20 protein-coding genes, 1 tRNA gene and 1 pseudogene are annotated in these 17,769 nt (G+C 71.9%); 11 read left to right on the forward strand and 11 right to left on the reverse strand.

From position 1 onward, the window contains the following. Positions 1–4 precede the first annotated feature (4 nt). Positions 5–2,884, reverse strand: coding sequence for a tetratricopeptide repeat protein (locus tag BM333_RS07355; RefSeq protein ID WP_092309114.1), 2,880 nt, complete (start codon positions 2,882–2,884; stop codon positions 5–7). A 203-nt stretch (positions 2,885–3,087) separates the two neighbouring features. Next, a complete protein-coding gene (locus BM333_RS07360; RefSeq protein ID WP_245777184.1) occupies positions 3,088–3,639 on the reverse strand; it encodes a CinA family protein in 552 nt (183 codons plus the stop codon). 154 nt (positions 3,640–3,793) lie between these two features. Between BM333_RS07360 and BM333_RS07365 the strand changes: the two genes are divergently transcribed. The 3 genes from BM333_RS07365 to BM333_RS07375 are packed head-to-tail and all read left to right on the forward strand — an operon-like array spanning position 3,794 to position 5,920. Then, positions 3,794–4,120 (forward strand): DUF983 domain-containing protein, encoded by a 327-nt coding sequence (locus tag BM333_RS07365; protein ID WP_092309120.1) that lies wholly within the window; start codon positions 3,794–3,796, stop codon positions 4,118–4,120. A 10-nt stretch (positions 4,121–4,130) separates the two neighbouring features. After that, positions 4,131–4,982, forward strand: coding sequence for a TlpA disulfide reductase family protein (locus BM333_RS07370; protein WP_092309123.1), 852 nt, complete (start codon positions 4,131–4,133; stop codon positions 4,980–4,982). A 38-nt stretch (positions 4,983–5,020) separates the two neighbouring features. Continuing rightward, positions 5,021–5,920 carry an MBL fold metallo-hydrolase gene (locus BM333_RS07375; protein WP_092309126.1) on the forward strand — a complete coding sequence of 300 codons (900 nt, stop codon included), beginning with the start codon at positions 5,021–5,023 and terminating at the stop codon, positions 5,918–5,920. Positions 5,921–5,953: 33 nt separating this feature from the next. Here BM333_RS07375 and BM333_RS07380 read toward each other — a convergent pair. Beyond that, positions 5,954–6,030 (reverse strand) — tRNA-Arg (locus tag BM333_RS07380). Positions 6,031–6,238: 208 nt separating this feature from the next. Between BM333_RS07380 and BM333_RS16295 the strand changes: the two are divergent. From BM333_RS16295 to BM333_RS07395, 3 genes and pseudogenes are all read left to right on the forward strand, one after another. Next, positions 6,239–6,343: pseudogene (locus tag BM333_RS16295) on the forward strand (excalibur calcium-binding domain-containing protein); the annotation flags it as partial. A 190-nt stretch (positions 6,344–6,533) separates the two neighbouring features. Next, positions 6,534–9,020 (forward strand): helicase-related protein, encoded by a 2,487-nt coding sequence (locus tag BM333_RS07390; RefSeq protein ID WP_092309129.1) that lies wholly within the window; start codon positions 6,534–6,536, stop codon positions 9,018–9,020. Then, positions 9,017–9,301 carry an RNA-binding S4 domain-containing protein gene (locus tag BM333_RS07395; RefSeq protein WP_092309132.1) on the forward strand — a complete coding sequence of 95 codons (285 nt, stop codon included), beginning with the start codon at positions 9,017–9,019 and terminating at the stop codon, positions 9,299–9,301. The genes BM333_RS07390 and BM333_RS07395 overlap by 4 nt, the downstream gene beginning before the upstream one ends. Positions 9,302–9,306: 5 nt before the next feature. Here the strand turns inward: BM333_RS07395 and BM333_RS07400 are convergent, their stop codons facing one another. Continuing rightward, on the reverse strand, positions 9,307–9,927 hold the full coding sequence (locus BM333_RS07400) for a YceI family protein (RefSeq protein ID WP_092309135.1): 621 nt from the start codon (positions 9,925–9,927) through the stop codon (positions 9,307–9,309). A gap of 164 nt (positions 9,928–10,091) precedes the next feature. Between BM333_RS07400 and fdxA the strand changes: the two genes are divergently transcribed. Together fdxA and BM333_RS07410 are read left to right on the forward strand one after the other, a co-directional pair. Next, on the forward strand, positions 10,092–10,433 hold the full coding sequence (gene fdxA, locus BM333_RS07405; RefSeq protein ID WP_092309138.1) for a ferredoxin FdxA: 342 nt from the start codon (positions 10,092–10,094) through the stop codon (positions 10,431–10,433). A 329-nt stretch (positions 10,434–10,762) separates the two neighbouring features. Further along, positions 10,763–11,305, forward strand: a complete 543-nt coding sequence (locus BM333_RS07410) for a CarD family transcriptional regulator (RefSeq protein ID WP_092309141.1) — start codon at positions 10,763–10,765, stop codon at positions 11,303–11,305. 58 nt (positions 11,306–11,363) lie between these two features. Here the strand turns inward: BM333_RS07410 and BM333_RS07415 are convergent, their stop codons facing one another. Next, positions 11,364–11,741 carry a c-type cytochrome gene (locus tag BM333_RS07415; RefSeq protein ID WP_092309144.1) on the reverse strand — a complete coding sequence of 126 codons (378 nt, stop codon included), beginning with the start codon at positions 11,739–11,741 and terminating at the stop codon, positions 11,364–11,366. A gap of 102 nt (positions 11,742–11,843) precedes the next feature. On the opposite strand from BM333_RS07415, the gene BM333_RS07420 reads away from it, so the two are divergent. Next, positions 11,844–12,212 carry a hypothetical protein gene (locus BM333_RS07420; protein ID WP_092309147.1) on the forward strand — a complete coding sequence of 123 codons (369 nt, stop codon included), beginning with the start codon at positions 11,844–11,846 and terminating at the stop codon, positions 12,210–12,212. Between the two features lies 1 nt (position 12,213). Here BM333_RS07420 and BM333_RS07425 read toward each other — a convergent pair whose 3' ends face one another. Next, positions 12,214–12,675: a DUF3617 domain-containing protein gene (locus tag BM333_RS07425; protein WP_177221826.1), complete on the reverse strand. Its 462-nt coding sequence runs from the start codon at positions 12,673–12,675 to the stop codon at positions 12,214–12,216. Positions 12,676–12,885: 210 nt separating this feature from the next. On the opposite strand from BM333_RS07425, the gene rpmB reads away from it, so the two are divergent. Together rpmB and BM333_RS07435 are read left to right on the forward strand one after the other, a co-directional pair. Further along, positions 12,886–13,182 carry a 50S ribosomal protein L28 gene (gene rpmB / locus BM333_RS07430; RefSeq protein ID WP_092309153.1) on the forward strand — a complete coding sequence of 99 codons (297 nt, stop codon included), beginning with the start codon at positions 12,886–12,888 and terminating at the stop codon, positions 13,180–13,182. A 113-nt stretch (positions 13,183–13,295) separates the two neighbouring features. After that, a complete protein-coding gene (locus BM333_RS07435) occupies positions 13,296–15,059 on the forward strand; it encodes a M1 family metallopeptidase (protein WP_245777185.1) in 1,764 nt (587 codons plus the stop codon). On the opposite strand, the gene BM333_RS07440 is transcribed toward BM333_RS07435, so the two are convergent. The 5 genes from BM333_RS07440 to BM333_RS07460 all read right to left on the reverse strand — a co-directional run bounded on the left by BM333_RS07440 (position 15,056) and on the right by BM333_RS07460 (position 17,703). Beyond that, positions 15,056–15,280 carry a hypothetical protein gene (locus BM333_RS07440; protein ID WP_092309156.1) on the reverse strand — a complete coding sequence of 75 codons (225 nt, stop codon included), beginning with the start codon at positions 15,278–15,280 and terminating at the stop codon, positions 15,056–15,058. The genes BM333_RS07435 and BM333_RS07440 overlap by 4 nt on opposite strands. 97 nt (positions 15,281–15,377) lie before the next feature. Continuing rightward, a complete protein-coding gene (locus BM333_RS07445) occupies positions 15,378–15,611 on the reverse strand; it encodes a hypothetical protein (protein ID WP_092309159.1) in 234 nt (77 codons plus the stop codon). Between the two features lie 98 nt (positions 15,612–15,709). After that, positions 15,710–16,270: an HNH endonuclease gene (locus BM333_RS07450; protein WP_092309162.1), complete on the reverse strand. Its 561-nt coding sequence runs from the start codon at positions 16,268–16,270 to the stop codon at positions 15,710–15,712. Positions 16,271–16,402: 132 nt separating this feature from the next. Next, positions 16,403–17,050, reverse strand: a complete 648-nt coding sequence (locus BM333_RS07455; protein WP_092309165.1) for a trimeric intracellular cation channel family protein — start codon at positions 17,048–17,050, stop codon at positions 16,403–16,405. Further along, the gene (locus BM333_RS07460; RefSeq protein WP_092309168.1) at positions 17,047–17,703 is read right to left on the reverse strand and encodes a DNA-3-methyladenine glycosylase family protein; all 657 of its coding nucleotides are present in this window, start codon (positions 17,701–17,703) and stop codon (positions 17,047–17,049) included. Before BM333_RS07460 ends, BM333_RS07455 begins: the two co-directional genes overlap by 4 nt. Positions 17,704–17,769 lie beyond the last annotated feature (66 nt).

The raw sequence follows: 17,769 nt of genomic DNA on the forward strand, positions 1-17,769 counted from the left end.
CCGGTCAGGCGGCGGGCCGGGCAGCCGGCGCCGCCGCCGCAGGCGCTTGAGGACGGGCGGGGGCCGCGGGGCGGTCTCCGCCCGTCTTGCGTCTGAGCTCGTCCTTCATCTCACGAACCCAGCCGGCGAAGGTGTCGGCCGAGACCGTCAGGGCGGCGAAGTCGGTCGGGGATCCCGCGCCGTCCATGCCCGCGAGCGCGATCGACAGGGCGGTCTTCGAGCGCGCGCCGTCGACGAACGGCCGGTAGCGGGCCGACAGCCGCGCCAGCGCGCCCGCATCCCCGGCGAGGGAATAGCCCACCCCCGCGCGGATCAGCCGCGCCTCCTCGTCGGGTGAAAGGGCGCCCGGACTCGCATGGCGTTCGCCGAGGCGGGCCTCGTACAGGGCCGCGGCCTCGCCCCACTTCTCCTGCTTCCAGTACACCTCCGCGCGTACGTCGCGAGCCTCGGGCGAGGCGTCGGCGCCCAGCAATTCCAGCGCATGGTCGTAGCGGCCGAGGCCGGCCAAGGCGCGGGCCTCAAGCGCGCGGCGCTCGGCGTTCAGGGCGCTCGGCAGCAGGGTGGTGCGCGAACTCCATATGGCCTGCAGCGCCGCCTCCGGCTGCCGGTCCATCAGATAGACGCGGGCCAGGTCGGTCGCCACCTGCGCCCGGGCCACGCCTTCGAGGCGCTCGTCGACCTGGTGCTTAAGCAATTCGGCGGCTTGGTCGAGCAGGTCGACGTCGACCAGCCGGCGCGCCAGGCGGCGGACCATCTCGTCGCCGTCGGCGCCGATCGGGGTGAGGTCGCGGAAGTCGTAGAACAGGCCGAGCGCCTGCACCGGCTGCAGGCCGTCCGCGCCGCCCTCGAGGAACAGCATGCGGAACGCCGCCGACAGGTCGGCGGACAGCTCGGTCGCGGCCGGCAGGCGGCTGAGGCGCCAGCCGGCCCCCTTCAGGGCGGTCAGCGCCTCGCGGTACAGCCCCTGCGACAGATACAGCCGCCCCAGCTCCCGGATCACCGCCAGTTCCACCGCGTCGCCACGCCAGCGCCAGCGCAGCGCCTCGAGCTCCTTCGCCGCCGCGTCGGGCTTCATCGTCCCCTTGCCGAGCGACAGGCGCACCACGCCCAGCCGCGCCGGCACGGCCACCTTCTCGAGCGGGGCCCGGCCGACGGCGGTGTAGACCGCCAGCGCCCGGTCCATGACCCCCTCTTTCTCGAACAGCCGCGCCTGCACCAGACGGGCGGCCAGCTGCTCGGCCGCGGGGACGTCCTGGCTGAAGGCGTAGGCGAGCAGGGCGCGGGCGGCGGGGAAATCGCCGCTCTCCAGCGCCGCTTCGGCATGGGCCGCGCCGAAGCGCGCACGCCAGACCGACGGGAAGTCGTCGACCACGCGGGCGCCGGCCCCAAACGCCTGCCGGGCGCCGGTCCAGTCGCCCTGACGGGCGGCGATGTAGCCGCGCCAGACGGCGACCGCCGGATCTCCGGCGACGGCGGCGGAGGCGAAGTCGGCCTGGGCCTCATCGAAGCGGCCGATGGAGGCGCGGGCGGCGCCGCGGAGGCCGCGCAATTCGGGTTCGCCGGTCATGCCGGGCGCCTGGGCGACGATGGCGTTGAGAACGCCCACGGCCTCGTAGCCGAGACCCGACCCGGCCAGGAAGCGGGCCAGCGCCAGGCGCGCCTCGACGGGCGCGCGGGGATCCTCGCCCGCCGCCACGGCCTCCTCCGCGGCCGCGTCCTGCAACTCACGGTGACGGGCGGCGAAGCCGGCGTGCCCCGCGTCGGCCCATTCCGGCAGGATGAGACCGGCGTGCCGCGCCTTGCGAGGCGCGCCGGGACCGGCCGACGCGCTCTCCAGCGCCGCCGAGGGCGGCGACAGGATCAGCCCGCCGGGACGCTCAAGGGTGACCAGATCGCCCTCGGCGCGGATCGACAGGTCGGGGACCGGGGTCTCGACCGCGAGGCCCTGGGCCGTCGGCAACAGGGCCATGTCGACGGTGCGGCGACGGTCGCCGAAGCCCTTGCCCGGCGCCAGCGCGGTCACCGCGGCGAACCGGTCGCCAGCCAGCGGATCGGTCAGCCAGACAGCCTTGGTCGCGCCCGCCATGCGCGCCACAAGGGCCGGCTTGCCGCCCTCGTCGCGCTCGATGACGACGCCTTCGACCGCGGTCGCCGGACCGCCGATGGTCACGCTCCAGACCGGCCCTCGCGCCTCGGCCGAGACCGCCAGTCCGACCGGCGCGGCGATGCGCAGGGCCACATGGCCGGGACCGCCCGACCAGTGGGCTGACGACGCGGGCCCCAGAGCGTCGGCGCCCGCGAGATCGAGGCGCGCGGCGTGGTCGAACACCACCCATACCGCCTCCCCGCGGCGGAAGACGGCGGCGCCCACCGGCTGGTCCCAGCGGAATTCGAGGGTGACCTTGTCGGGTGTGGCGCGCGAAATCACCGGAACGGTCACGGCCGACGCCGCGCCGGCGGGGGCGGCGGGGGCCTGGGCGTAGAGGTTCAGCCAGACCGCGCCGTCGGCGACGCCGTTGCGGATCCCGGCGCCCTCGGCGAGGGTGAGCACCAGTTCGGTGCCGCCGCGGACGGCGCGGGTCTCGACCCTCTCGACCCCCGGCGGCGGATCCACCCGAAGGCGCGAGACGTCCGGCGCCGCGGTCGTGCCGATGCGCACCACGACGTCGCGGCCTTCGCGGCGGACCTGCGAGCGTGCCCCGATGACGCCGGCGAACTCGACCCGGGTGAAGGCGTCGTTGGCCCCGACGCGGATGGTCACCGGATCCAGCGCCGCGCCCGATTCCTGGGCCAGCGGGGCCAGCGGGGCGAACGCGACCGCGCCGGCCGCGGCGGCGGCCACGGTCGACTTCAGGATGCGTTTGGTCGAACGGGCCCCGGACATACGCGCGCACCCTCGCGCGCGGGGCCTTTCAACGCGGTTAACGGTTGGTGACCGGGTCGCCTAGCGCCGGCCGCGGCCCAGAAGCGGCAGGCCGATGAGCAGCGGAAGGAAGAAGAACACGAACCGTCCGCCGCTCGCTTACCAGACGACCACCGCGACGACGATCGCAGCCGCGACCAGCCCGAGGGTGGCCGGCCAGCGCATCACGCCACCGCGTCGCGCAGCAGGCGCAGCGCCACGCGCAGGCACTCCAGCCGCACCGGACCCCGCCCGACGTCGCCGAAGTGGTGCTCCTCGTGCACCGTCGGCGCGCCCGACGCGGCCAGGGCGAAATGCACCAGCCCCGGCTCGTCGTCGGGCCCCGCCGGGCCGGCGAAACCGGTGATGGCCACGGCCGCGCCGGCTCCGGACTCGCGCAGCGCGCCCTCGGCCATGGCGCGGGCCACCGGCTCCGAGACGGCGCCGTTCTGCCGGATCAGGCGCAGCGGCACGCCCAGCTCCTGGGCCTTGGCCTCGTCGGTGTAGACCACATAGCCGCGCTCGAACGCGTGCGACCGTCCCTCGACGTCGGTGAGGACGGAGGCCACCAGCCCGCCGGTGCAGCTTTCGGCCGTGGCCAGGGTGAGGCCCCTGTCGCAGGCCGGCTTCAGAACGGCCTCGACCAGCCGCTCGATGTCGTCGGGAAGGGCGGGGCTGAGCGTCTCGGTCATCAAGGCGGGAAACGGCGGCGTCGGCGGGGCGTTCCCCCGCGACATCCAGCCCCGGTTGCCTCCCGTCGGCCGGAGGCCGACATGGAGACTCCCCCCTCCGATGCTCCGGAACCGCGCCATGACCGAACCCGAACGCCCGCGCCTCAGCCCGATGACCACCGGGTTACGCGGGCGCTGCCCCCGGTGCGGGGAAGGGCCGATGTTCAGGGGCTACCTGACCCTGCGCGACAGCTGCCCTGCCTGCGGTCTGTCCTACGACTTCGCCGACCCGGCCGACGGCCCGGCCTTCTTCGGCATGAGCGTGGTCGGCCTGGTGGGCATGGGGCTGTTCATGTGGTTCGAGTTCACCGTCCACCCGCCGGTCTGGGTGCACATGGTGGTGACCATGCCGCTGCTGGTGCTGGGCTGCTTGGGCGTGCTGCGGCCGCTGAAGGGCTGGCTGGTGGCCGAGCAGTACGTGCACAAGGCGGCCGAGGCGCAGTGGGACAGCGTCGGCGGCCACGGCGACGGCTCGAAGTGGCGCTGACGAGCGGCGCATGAACGCCATCGAGCTCGGGCCCGTCGTCCTGTCGGGAGAGCGGTTCGCCATCCTGCTGGGCGTGCTGGTGTTCATGGTCGGCTCCGGCTGGCTGGCCTCGCGGATCAGCCCACGCTTCAATCCGTGGAGCACGACGGTGGCGCTGGGCGGCATCGCCGCCGCGCGGCTGGCCCACGTGATGGGACATTGGGGCTATTTCCGCGACGATCCGCTGCGCGCCCTCGCGGTCTGGCAGGGCGGTTTCGACTGGCTGTGGGTGCTGCCGGTGGTCGTGGTCGCCTCGATCGTCTTCCTGCGAGACCGCCGCCTGACGGCGTGGGCTACGGCGCCCGTCGTCGCCTCGGCCCTTGTGTGGGGCGTCGCCCACCAGCTGTCGGTGCGGACAGAGCCCCTGCCCCCGCCGCCGCTCACCCTCGCCGCCCTGTCCGGGCCGTCGGTCAACCTCGCCGCGCCCGCGGGCCGGCCCACGGTGATCAATCTGTGGGCCACCTGGTGCGCGCCGTGCCGTCGCGAGATGCCGGCGCTGGACGCCGCCGCCGCGCGCCATCCCGACGTCCGCTTCCTGTTCGTCAACCAGGGCGAAGCGCCGGAAACGGCGCGCCGCTTTCTTGCGGCCGAACAGCTGGGCCTCGAACATGTGCTGTTCGACCGGTCGCAGGCGGTGGCCCGGCACTACGGGACCGTCGGCATCCCCGTGACCCTGTTCCTCCACGCCGACGGCCGGCTGGCCAGGGCGCACATGGGCGAAATCGCGCCCGAGCAGATCGACGCCGGGATCCGCCGGCTGGAGCGCACGCCGCCGCCGCCCGCGGATGGAGCCGGAACCACTCATCCGCCCGCCGCTTCCTGACAGGCCGGGGCCCTCCCCGGACCGACAGCGAGGCCTGGATGCAGACCTTCACCCACGGCGGGGCCGAGATCGCCGCCTTCCACGACGCGAAGACGGGCAGCTGGCAGTATGTGGTGGTCGATCCCGCCACGCGGGCCGCCGCGATCATCGATCCGGTCCTGGACTTCGACGAGACGGCGGCGGCGACCTCAACCCGCAACGCGGAGGCGATCCTGGCCTTCGTCCGCGAGCGGGAGCTCCGGGTCGAATGGATTCTCGACACCCATCCCCACGCCGACCACTTCTCGGCCGCGCCGTGGCTGCAGGCTGAGCTCGGCGCCCCCACCGCCATCGGAGAGAAGGTCACCGGCGTCCAGGCGCTGTGGAAGGACCTCTACGGCCTGCCGGACGACTTCCCCACCGACGGGCGACAGTGGGACCGGCTGTTCCGGGAGGGCGAGACCTTCCGCGTCGGCGAGCTGCCGGCCCGGGTGATGTTCTCTCCCGGCCACACCCCGGCCTCGATCACCTATGTGATCGGCGACAACGCCTTCGTCCACGACACCCTGATGATGCCCGACGCCGGAACCTCCCGGGCGGACTTCCCCGGCGGCGACGCGCACGCCCTGTATTGCAGCATCCGGGACATCCTCGCCCTGCCGGACGACACGGGAGTCTTCGTCGGTCACGACTATGGCCCGGACGGCCGCGAGCCGGCCTGTTTCAGCACCGTGGCGGCGCAGAAGGCCCGGAACATTCACGTCGGCGGCGACCGGTCCGAGGCCGACTTCGTCGCCCTGCGCCAACGGCGCGACGCCACCCTGCCGCTGCCGAAGCTGATGCTCTACGCCTTGCAGGTGAACATCCGCGGCGGCCGGCTGCCGGAACCGGAGGCGGACGGACGGGTGTATTTCCGCATCCCGGCCAACCGGTTCGAGCCGCCGGAGGAGCAGGCCTGATGCGCCGGCGCCGGCGGCGGCGGCAAGAAGCTTTGGCGACCCCGGGAGGACTCCAACCTCCGACCTCGGCTTTAGGAAAGCCTTGCTCTATGCAGCTGAGCTACGGGGCCACGCAGCGGCTGACCTAGCGGCTTGTGCGGCGCGGGGGAAGCGTGGCTGGGGATTTTCGCGGAGGCGCGGACGAGGGCATGCACCTTACAGTGATCGCAGCGCTGGCGCTGATAGAGACCCAGACGTCGACCCCGCCGCCCCGGCGCGGCCCGCCACCGCGTCCCCCCGGCGGAGCGGCCACAGGCCGACGTCTACTTCCGGAACTGCAGCGAGGCGCGCGCGGCCGGACGTGAGAACATCCGGCGAGGCCAGCCGGGGTATCGGCCGGCCCTCGATCGCGACAACGACGGCGTCGCCTGCGAGTCGCGCTGATCCGTTGTGGTTAATCGGCCTTAAGATACAATATCCTGTAGGGAACAAACCCCGAATCGGGCCGTGTCGGTGATTCGGTCCTGATTCGTTTCGCGCCTGTTCCGCCACGGTCACGCTGGCCGTTTACCCGGACAGCTTCGCATCCGGCGCGGCTTGAGGAACAAGTCGCGAGGGCCCACCTTTCACGGGTATGAGTGACCGAGGCGCAGGACAGGCCCCGTCGCGGGTCACCGCGATCCTGGGCCCCACCAACACCGGCAAGACCCACCTGGCGGTCGAGCGGATGCTCGGCCACGCCTCGGGCATGATCGGTCTGCCGCTGCGCCTGCTGGCGCGCGAGATCTACGACCGCGTGGTTCGCCAGCGCGGGGCCGCCTCGGTCGCCCTGATCACCGGCGAGGAGAAGATCGTCCCGGCCCGGCCGCACTACTTTGTGTGCACGGTGGAAGCCATGCCGCTAGAACGGTCGGTGGAGTTCCTCGCCGTCGACGAAATCCAGCTGGTCGCCGACCCGGAGCGGGGTCACGTCTTCACCCAGCGCCTGCTGCACGCCCGCGGCCGGGCCGAGACCATGTTCCTGGGGGCCGGGACCATGGCGCCGCTGGTCCGGGCGCTGGTTCCCGACGCGGAGATCGTCGCCCGGGACCGGCTGTCGACGCTCAGCTATGCGGGATCGAAGAAGCTGACCCGTCTGCCGCGGCGCAGCGCCATCGTCGCCTTCTCCACCGAACAGGTCTACGCCATCGCCGAACTGATCCGCCGCCAGCGCGGCGGGGCGGCGGTGGTCATGGGCAGCCTCAGCCCGCGCACCCGCAACGCCCAGGTCGAGCTGTTCCAGTCGGGCGAGGTCGACTTCCTGGTGGCCACGGACGCCATCGGCATGGGGCTGAACATGGATGTCGACCATGTCGCCTTCGCGGGCCTGAGAAAGTTCGACGGCCGCCGGACCCGCTGGCTGCACGCCCACGAGATCGGCCAGATCGCCGGTCGGGCCGGCCGCCACCTGCGCGACGGGACGTTTGGCGTCACCGGCGAGGCGCTGGAGCTGGACCCGGATCTGGTCGAGCAGGTCGTCGAGCACCGCTTCGATCCGGTGGAGGCGGCGGAGTGGCGCAACGCCCGGCTGGACTTCGACACCCTGCCCGATCTGCTGCGGTCGCTGACGGTGACGCCGCAGCGGTCCGGCCTGAGGCTCACCGAACCCGCACTGGACGAGACCCTGTTGCGCCGGCTGGCCCAGGATGAGGCGGTGAAGCGGGTCAGCCGCTCACGCGGGGCGCTGATGCGGCTGTGGGAGGCCTGCCAGCTGCCCGACTTCCAGAAGACCACCCTGGACGAGCACGCGCGGCTGGCGAAGGACATCTTCGAGGCCCTGACCGGCCGTCGGGGACGGCTGACGGAGGACTGGGTCGCGCCGCGCTTCGCCGCCCTCGACCGCGACGATGGCCAGATCGACCAGCTGTCGGCGCGGCTGTCGGGGGTGCGGACGCTGAGCTACATCGCCAACCGGCCCGACTGGCTGGATCAGGCCCAGAGCTGGCGCGACCGGACCAGGGCGCTGGAGGAGCGGCTGTCGGACGTGCTGCACGAGCGCCTGACCGCGCGCTTCGTCGATCGCCGCACCACCGCCCTCATGCAGGCGCTGAACGTGCGCGGCGACGCCCTGGCGGAGGTCGCCGAGGATGGCGAGGTGGTGGTCGAAGGCCACGTGGTCGGCCGGCTGAACGGCGTCGACTTCCGGATCGACCGCGGCGGATCGGCGCTGGCCGACCGCGCGCTCAGACACGCCGCCCGGCAGGCGGTGACGCCGGAGATCGCGCGGCGGCTGGGACGGCTGGCGGCCGAGCCGGACGAGGCCTTCGCGGTCACCCCGGACGGAGCGGTGCTGTGGCGCGGCGCCCAGGCCGGGCGGGTGGTCGGCGGCGAACCCTTCGCCCCGAAAGTCCGGCTGCTGGGCGATCTCGGCTCCGCCGCGGCGCGCGAACGGGCGACGAAGCGGCTGGAGGCTTGGCTGGCCGGCGAGGCCGGACGCGCGCTGCGGCCGCTGCGTCGGCTGAAATCGGCGATCGAGACCGGGACGCTGAAGGGGCTGCCGCGCGGGATCGCCTTCCGGCTGGTCGAGGCCGGCGGGGTGATCGACCGGCGCGAGGTGGAGCGCGATCTGGCCGCCCTGAGCCAGGCCGAGCGCCGGACGCTGAAGGAATTCGGGGTGCGGCCGGGGGCGCACTCCGTCTGGCTGCCGGGCCTGCTCAAGGACCGCGCGCGCGGGGTGGCCCAGGCCTTCGTCGCCGAGGCGGCGGGCCCGCCACCGGCGCCCGGCCTCGGCTCGCTGGCCGATCCGCCGCCGTCGCCGCGCCAGCTGTCGGCCTTCGGTCTGCGGGCGGTGGGACGGTTCACGGCGCCGGTGGAGTGGCTGGAGGCGCTGGCGGAACGGCGCGCCAAGAGCGGCGGCCGCCTCGGCGACGAGGATCTGGCGGCGCTCGGGGTGAGCGAGGCCGACGCCAGGGCCCTGCTGGCCGCCCTGAAGACGCCGCGGGCGCAGAAGCCGGAACGCCAGGGACGCAAGCCGGCGCCGGTCAGGGACTCGCCGTTCGCCGCGTTGTCGGCGCTGACCGCGCCCGAGCCGGCGCCGGCGCGCCGCCGGCGGCCGCGCCGGCGGAGGACGGCGGCTTCGTGAGCGAGGCCGGGTGCCGCATCGACGTCTGGCTGTGGCGCGCCCGCTTCGCGAAGAGCCGCTCGCTGGCCGCGGCCATGGTCGAGCGGGGGACCGTGCGGCTGACCCACAACGGGGTGCAGAGCCGCCTCGACAAGCCGAGCCGCACCGTCCACGTCGGCGACGCCCTGGTGTTTGCGCTCGGGGGGCGGCTGGTCGAGCTGGAGGTGCGAGCGTTGGGCGATCGGCGCGGCCCGCCGGCCGAGGCCCGCGCCCTGTACGAGGCGCGGGCGCCGGAGGGCTGAACGGCCTACTGGCGGACGAACTCGCCCTCGATGTGCAGCTTCACCTCGTCGCCGAGGGCCGGCAGGGCGAAGTTGATGCCGAAGTCCGAGCGCCTGATGGTCGCCTCGCCGTCGAAGCCCGCCTTGTAGGCGCCCATCGACTGGCCGGCCTGGTTGAATTCAACCTCCATGGTCACCGGCCGGGTGACGCCGCGCAGGGTCAGGTCGCCGACGACGGTCGCCTCGGAGGGAGCGTCGGAATCCACAGCCACCGAGCGGGAGACGAAGGTCGCGACCGGGTGATTGGCGGTGTCGAAGAAGTCGGGGGTCTGCAGGTGGGCATCCAGTCCGTCGGAGTTGGAATCGACCTCGGTCAGCGGAATGGTCGCGGTCAGCCGCGAATTGGCCGGGTTCGCCGGATCGAGGGTCAGGTCCGCCTGCACATTCACGAACTGGCCGACGTAGGTCGAGAAGCCGAGGTGATCGACCGACCAGGTGATCTTGCCGTGCGCGGGATCGAGCTTGTAGCTGCCGGCCTGCACCTCGGCGGGGACCCGGGTGAGCGCCTGCTGGGCGCCGACGGCCCCGGCCGCCAGGAACCCGAGGGAAAGAACGCCGGCCAGGGCGATCCGGGAAACAGGACGCATGGGAACCTCCATAGATGGGTAACTGAGTTGGTTACAGATAGCCAACCGGCGCCGGACCGCAAGGTCTGCTGTGCGATTTGGTCGCCGATACCGGAAGTTGACAGTTGGAACGACGAGGGTCATGTCCCCGGCGTCTCCCCGCCTCCGCGTGATCTCCGCCCGAAATGACCTACATCGTCACCGACGCCTGCGTGAAATGTAAGTTCATGGACTGCGTCGAGGTCTGTCCCGTCGACTGCTTCTACGAAGGCGAGAACTTTCTCGTCATCGCGCCGGACGAGTGCATCGACTGCGGCGTGTGCGAGCCGGAATGCCCGGTCGACGCCATCAAGCCTGACACCGAGGACGAGCCCGACGGCAAGTGGCTGCAGGTCAACGCCGAGTACGCCAAGGTCTGGCCGAACATCACGGTCAAGGGCACGCCGCCGGCGGACAAGGAGCAGTTCGAGCGCGAGACCGGCAAGTTCGAGAAATATTTCTCGCCCAAGCCCGGCAAGGGCTCCTGATCGCCAGCCAGCGCGGCGAGTCGCGGCTGGCTGTCGCAGTGCGGCGAGGATTTCCAGCCGTCCGTACGCTGACGCTGTGGACGTTTTGAAATTCCGCAGATTTGTGATAGGTTCCTGTCATTGGGTCGGGCGGTCTGCGAAAACCTCGCGCCGCCCGCGTTTGCGACAGAATCCCGCCCACGCAGGCGGGATCGGCCAGAGGTTGGGTGATCCGTTTCCGCAACTGACGACTTGAGGACATCTCCGACGGACCTGTGCTCCGCCGGCTGCGCCCCCGTCGCTCTTGCGCCTTCGCCTCGCCCTTTCCGCTGCGCCGGGAAAGGAATGACATGACGAGCAAGACCGGTCTGGAGTTCAAGGTTGGCGACGCGGTCGTCTACCCGGCGCATGGCGTCGGCAAGGTGGCGGCGATCGAGACCCAGGAAGTGGCCGGCATGTCGCTGGAGGTCTACGTCGTGACCTTCGATCACGAGAAGATGACGCTGCGGGTGCCGACCAAGAAGGCCAAGACCGCCGGCCTGCGTTCGCTGGCCGCCGACGATGTCGTGTCCAAGGCCCTGACCACGCTGAAGGGCCGGGCCCGTATCAAGCGCACCATGTGGTCGCGTCGCGCGCAGGAATACGAGGCCAAGATCAACTCGGGCGACCTGATCTCGATCGCCGAGGTGGTGCGCGACCTGCACCGCGCCGAGAGCCAGCCGGAACAGTCCTACTCGGAACGCCAGCTGTATGAATCGGCGCTGGACCGCATGGCCCGCGAGGTCGCCGCGGCGAACAAGATCGACAAGGACGCCGCCGTCGAGCTGCTCGGCAAGTCGCTGAGCGCCAAGAAGGCGGTCATCGCCGCCGCCGAGGAAGCCGAAGCCGCCTGATCGGGCGACATCGCCGGATGAAGGAAGGGCCCGGGAGCGATCCCGGGCCCTTTTCCGATCAGTGACCCGTCCCGGTCCCGGAGACGTGCTCGAGGTAGGCGATGACGTCGGCGATCTCCTGCGGCTCGAACCGGAACGCGGGCATCGCCGGGTGGGCGGTCACCAGGCCCTCCGCGAACGCTTCCTGCAGGTCGGCGACAGGATAGAGCACGCCCATGTCGCGGAACGGCGGCGCGGCGGCCATGGGGCTGTCGCCGCTGCGCTCGACGGCGTGGCAGCCGGCGCACCTGAGACGGACCAGCACGGCACCGCGATCGACCGAGCCGCTCAGCCCCGCCGGCGGCGGAACCGCGGATGTCTCCGGCGGCGAGCCGTCGGCGGCGCACCCCGCTACAACGAACAGGGCGGCGGCCGCGCCCGCAATCATCAGTCTCATCCCCACCCCTCCGGTAAATCCCGGTATTGCACCGGGCGTCTGTTGGTCGTCCAAAGGCGTTATCCCCCCGCTGCGCCGCAGTGGCGAGCACAGGAGACGTCGATGGCCGATTTCTACCACATCCGCCTTGAGTTGGCGCGTGAGCCTGGCCGCCCCGCCGGCGATCCCACGGAAGGCTACGATCTGGTCGCGCCGCTGGACAGCGACGGACGGCTGGATCCGGCCGGCTGCCGGGAGCAGCCTGACCGCTGTTACGCACGTCGCTTCGTCGACGGGGCGACCGAGGCCAAGGGTCGCCTGCGGTATGGCCCCGGCGAGCGATGGACCATCGATCTGGAGCCGGGCGAGGCGGACGACGCCGTCGGCTTCCGCTTCGGCGACGAGCGCTTCGTGGCCGGCGAGTACGTCAGCCTGACCCTGACCGACGGCGAGCAGCACACCTACGTCGTGGCGGCCGTCGCTCCGGTCTGACTCAGAAATATTCGGCGTTGGCCGGGCACTGGGCGCTGATGCGCCGGGCGCTGATGCTGGCCGGAATGTAGGGCGTGCCCCGCGCCAGCTGGGCGCCGCCGTTGAAGCGGAAGCTCTCGGTTTCGTACGGGCCGTGCAGCCGGACGTTGACGCGGCGGCCCTTGCGGTCCTCGCACGTCCCCTCGAAACGGGCGTTGCCGTCACCCACCTGGCGCACCGGATAGGTGCAGCGCCAGCGGCGGGTCGACAGGCCGTTGAAGAAGCGATTGATCTCGCTGGGGCGGACGCACTTCTGCTCGGTGTCCCGCACGCCCAGCACGCTGGTCGTGTACTCCCAGTAGCCCGGCTGGGGCTGGCCGGCCGGGGCCTGGGGCGGCGTGGCGGCGGACGGCGCGGACATCAGCAGGCCGGCGGCCACGACGGGCGCGGCGACGACGGCGGTGCGGATCAGGCTGGTCTTCATGGGAATCCCGGGAGTGACGATGCGCTTCATGCACAAGGGCGATAGAAGATGGCGCTTGAACGGCGGCTGAACGGCCGCGTTCCGGCCCGGCCGCCTTGACGCGGCGGGGACTCCTCCTCTATACGCCCCCCTCTCGCGCGGGACGACCTCCCGCGCGCACCTGTTTCATGCGTCCGCCGTCTGCGCGGCCAGCGCCCGAAGGATAGTCAGATGTCGCGTCGTTGCGAACTCACCGGTATCGGCCCGATGGTCGGCCACAGCGTGAGCCACTCGAACATCAAGACCAAGCGCCGCTTCCTGCCGTCGCTGAAGGCGGTCAAGGTGACCTCGGACGCGCTGGGCCAGACCTTCTCGCTGCGCATCTCCAACGCCGCCCTGCGCACCCTCGACTACAAGGGCGGCCTGGACGCCTTCATCGTCAAGGCCCGCGACGAGCAGCTGTCGCCTGCCGCCCAGCGCATCAAGCGCCAGGTGAAGGCCAAGCTGGCGGAGCAGGCCGCGGCCTGATCGCGGCGACATCGAAGTCCTGACAGGGGCCGGCGGAAACGCCGGCCCTTTTCATTTGCGCGGCGCCGGGAGCCCCGCCAGTCTGGCGGTCTGTTCGTTCGGGGGAGCCGTCCGTGTCCGCAACCATCCGCCGCGCCGCCCTGCTGGGCGCCTCGCTCCTCGCCCTCGCCGCCTGCGCCACGGCGCCCTCCCCCGCCGCCGACGGCGTCCCTGACGTCCGGCCCGAGCCGCAGGCCGCGCCGGCGCCGGTGCGCGAATCCACCCCCTTCACGCTCGGCACCGACCAGCCGCGCACGCCCGAGCAGCTGGCGCTGCGCTTCGACAAGGCCGACCTGTCGATCCGGGTGATCCCGGACAACCGGGCCATCGACGCCGTGGCGGTGCTGGACTTCACCGCCACCGACCCCGTGGCCGCGGTCGTCGTCGAGCTGGACACCCTGCTGGACGTGTCCTCGGTGCAGGTCGACGGCGTCGAGGCGACCGGCTGGAGCAATCCCGAGGGACGGATGACCATCCCCCTGCCCCGCCCGCTGACAGCCGGCGAGTCGGTGCAGGTGCGCATCGCCTACGCCGGCCAGCCCCGCGTGGCGCCCAACGCGCCATGGGACGGCGGCTTCGTCTGGGCGACCACGGTGGACGGCCAGCCGTGGATCGCCACCGCCGTCCAGCCCGAGGGCTGCGACCTGTTCTGGCCGTGCATCGACCATCCGCTGGCCGAACCCGGGCGGGTGGACCTGCACATCACCGTGCCGTCGGACCTGGCGGCGCCGTCGAACGGCCGATTTCTTGGCACTGTGGACCATGGCGACGGCTGGACGACGTGGAACTGGTCGGCGGCCAATCCGAACACCTACGCCATCGCCCTCAACATCGGCCCGTACGAGGAGAAGAGCGCCGACTACCGCAGCCGGTTCGGCAATGTGGTCCCGCTGTCCTACTGGCACCTGCGCACCGACGATCCGGCCAGGGTGCAGGCCCTGTTCGACCAGTTCGCGCCGATGATGGACTTCTACGAGGCGACCGTCGGCCCCTTCCCCTTCGGCGACGAGAAGATGGGCGTGGTCGAGACGCCGCACCTGGGCATGGAGCACCAGACGATCAACGCCTACGGCAACGAGTACAAGCTGGACGGCAAGGGCTACGACTGGCTGCTGCACCACGAGCTGGCCCACGAGTGGTTCGGCAACCAGATGACCAACCGCAACGCCGACGACATGTGGCTGCACGAGGGGCTGGGCAGCTACATGCAGCCGCTCTACCTGCGCTGGCTGCACGGCGACCGCTACATGGAGGCGGAGCTGCTGGAGCAGCGCAACCAGCTGCTCAACCGCTTTCCCGTGGTGTCCGGCGAGGATCGCGCCGAGGACGAAGTCTACCAGCAGGACCGCGGACCCGGACTGGACCTGTACAACAAGGGCTCGCTGATCGCCCACAGCCTGCGGCTGCTGATCGGCGACGAGGCCTTCTTCCGTTCGGTGACGCGGCTGGTCTATGGCCGGCCGGACCCGCGGCCGGGGAACTTCACCACCCGCAACGCCACGACCGGCGAGTTCCTGGCCATCCTCGAGGCGGAGTCAGGGCGCGAGCTCGACTGGTTCTTCCAGGGCTACCTCTACAACGCCGCCCTGCCTGACCTGCGCCAGACGCGGGAGGACGGCCGTCTCAGGCTGGAGTGGGTCGCCGCGGACGGACGGCCCTTTCCCATGCCGGTCGAGGTCGAGATCGACGGCCGGCGAAGCACCGTGGACATGACCGGCGGGCGCGGGGAGATCCCCGCGCCCGCCGGGGCGCATGTGCTCATCGATCCGGAGAACAAGGCCCTCCGCCGCCTCGACTTCATCGAGGCGTGGAAGGGCCGCATCCCGGACGGGGATTAATCGCTTTCGGAGTCGTCGTCGGAAGCCACGGCGACGACCGCGGCGATCACGCCGGCGGCGGCGAGGATGCCGATCAGCGGGATGCCGGCGAATTCGCTGGACTCGCCCGCCTGGGGGCCGACCCGGTCCCCGACACGGGCGGTGGACGACTGGCCGGCGGCCAGGGCCTGGCCCGACACCAGCAGAAGTCCGGCGGTGACGGCGGCGATGGTCTTCTTCATGATCACGCTCCTGCAACTGACGCAGACAGGCAAACCACCGGCGCGCGGGAGAGTTCCGCGACAGTCCCGAAAAGCGCGCTACCGTGCGGCGGGCGTCTCAGAAGCTTCTGGCGCGACGGTCCGCCTCGGCGGCCCGCTCCCGGTCGCTGGCGGCCTGGCTGGCGTCGATCTGTTGTCGAAAGGAGGCGGCGCGCGCCTCGGCGGCGGGGCTGGTGGCGGGTCGGAGCATGTAGGTCGCGAGCAGGGCGACGACCGTGAGCCCGGCGAGGACCAGGAGTATTCGTTTGAGCCAGGTGTGGTCCCGCCGGGCGGCGTACGGGTTGCGGGCCATGAGCTTTGCTTTCGGGAGCGGGCGGATCGCCGGCGCGCCGAGAGGCGCAGGTCCACTGCGGGGTGTCCAGCGGATTCGCCTGCGACAGCCGAACGCGCCTACGGCTCCAGCTCGATGTCCCAGTACAGATAGTCGAGCCAGCTCTGGTGCAGATAGTGCGGCGGGAAGCGCCGCCCCAGTTCCTGCAGCTGCCAGGCGTTCGGCCGGTGCGGTGCGCGGCGGATCGGCATCCCCGCCTGCTGGGGGGTGCGACCGCCCTTGCGCAGGTTGCACGGGCCGCAGGCGGCGACGATGTTCTCCCAGGTGGTGCGTCCGCCGCGGCTGCGCGGCACCACGTGGTCGAAGGTCAGCTCGGCGGTGTCTCCGCAGTACTGACAGGCGAAGCCGTCGCGCAGGAACACGTTGAAGCGGGTGAAGGCCGGCTGGCGATCCTGGTCGATGTAGTTCTTCAGCGCGATCACGCTGGGCAGCCGGATCTCCATGGACGGGCTGCGGACGACCTTGTCGTAGACCGAGACCACGTCGACGCGCTCCTGCCAGACCGCCTTGACCGTCTCCTCCCACGGCCAGATCGACAGCGGATAGTAGGACAACGGGCGGAAGTCGGCGTTGAGCACCAGAGCGGGCCAGCCGGACGGGGGGCGGTGCAGGACCTGCATCAGGTCCTCGCCCCGAAGAGAGGGTTCATCGACGCGACAGGACTGAAGACACGTCTCCTTCCTTGTCTGTGGAAAAAGACTAGTCCCGATTCGGCGGCTTGGCGATGACCGCGGAACGACGGTTTCGCGACGTCAGCGCGTCGCCGTCCCGGGGAAGGCCGGCAGACTCCAGCCCCAGACCAGGGCCCCGGCCCGCAGGGCGAAGCCGAGGCCGGCGGCGAGGAAGGCGGAGGGCCAGGCCTCGAGGCCCAGGGCGCGGACGGCGACGTAGACGCTGGCGGCCAGCAGGGCCGCGGAGACGGTGATCTCGCGGCGCAGAAGGATCGAAGGCTGGCCCGCGAGCAGGTCCCGGACGATGCCCCCGAAGCAGGCGGTGAGCGCGCCCATCACGATGCAGATCAGGGGAGCGACGCCGAACAGCTCGGCCTTGGCCGCGCCGAAGACGCCGTAGGCGGCCAGTCCGACGGCGTCGAGCCAGAGCAGCGCCCGGAACCGCCACGGCCGTGCGCCGACGATCCACACCGCCATCGAGGCCGCGACGCAGACGGCGATGTAGCGCCAGTCGCCGACCCAGAAGACGGGCGCGCCGATCAGCAGGTCGCGCAGGGTGCCGCCGCCCACGCCGGTGATGGCGCCGAAGAAGGCGAAGGTGACGAGGTCGTGCCGCTCGCGCGCCGCCGCCAGGGCGCCGGTGGCGGCGAACACGGCCACGCCGGCGAAGTCGAGGGCGCCGAGCACCGTCTCGGGCGTCGTCAGGGCGGGATCGACGATGGGGTTCACGCGGCGGGGCTCTCCAGCGCGACCTCGCCGCGCTTCACCGCTCCATACCACCCCCAGAACAGATGCGCCGCAACGCTGCGATGCGGCCGCCACGCCTCGGCACGGGCGTAGGCGTCCTTCTCGCGGGGGCGCAGGGTCGCCCCATCGGCCCAGCGCATGGCTTCCTGAAGGGCGATGTCGCCAGCGGGAAAGACGTCCGTCCGCCCCTCGCAGAACATCAGGAAGGTCTCGGCCGTCCAGCGGCCCACGCCCTTGATCGCCGTCAGCCGCGCGACCGCCTCCTGGTCCGACAGCCGCTCGAGGTGGTCGAAGTCGATCGCCCCCTCGACGTGCGCGCGGGCTATCTCGTGGCCGTAGCGGGCCTTCTGCCCGGAGAGGCCGAAGCTCCGCAGCGTGTCCACTTCGCGCCCCAGCACAGCCTCCGGGCTGATGTCGCCATCGAGACCCTCGACCACCCGCCTCCAGATCGCCGCCGCGGCGACGACGGACACCTGCTGCTCCACGATCATCCGGAACAGGCCCTCGAAGCCGCCGGGACGCAGCCGCCATTCGAAGGGCGGCGTCTGGGCGTCGGCCCGGGCCAGGGCGGGGTCGCGGTCGGCGAGGCTCGCGCGGGCGGCGACGATCTCGGCAGGGCTGGGGGCGAGGGCCATGGCCCGACAGTAGGCGGGCTGCCGCGACCCGCAAGCGCGGGGTGTGACGGCGTCCGGTTCCCGCTA

Source organism: Brevundimonas viscosa (assembly GCF_900116065.1).
Lineage (GTDB): Bacteria > Pseudomonadota > Alphaproteobacteria > Caulobacterales > Caulobacteraceae > Brevundimonas > Brevundimonas viscosa.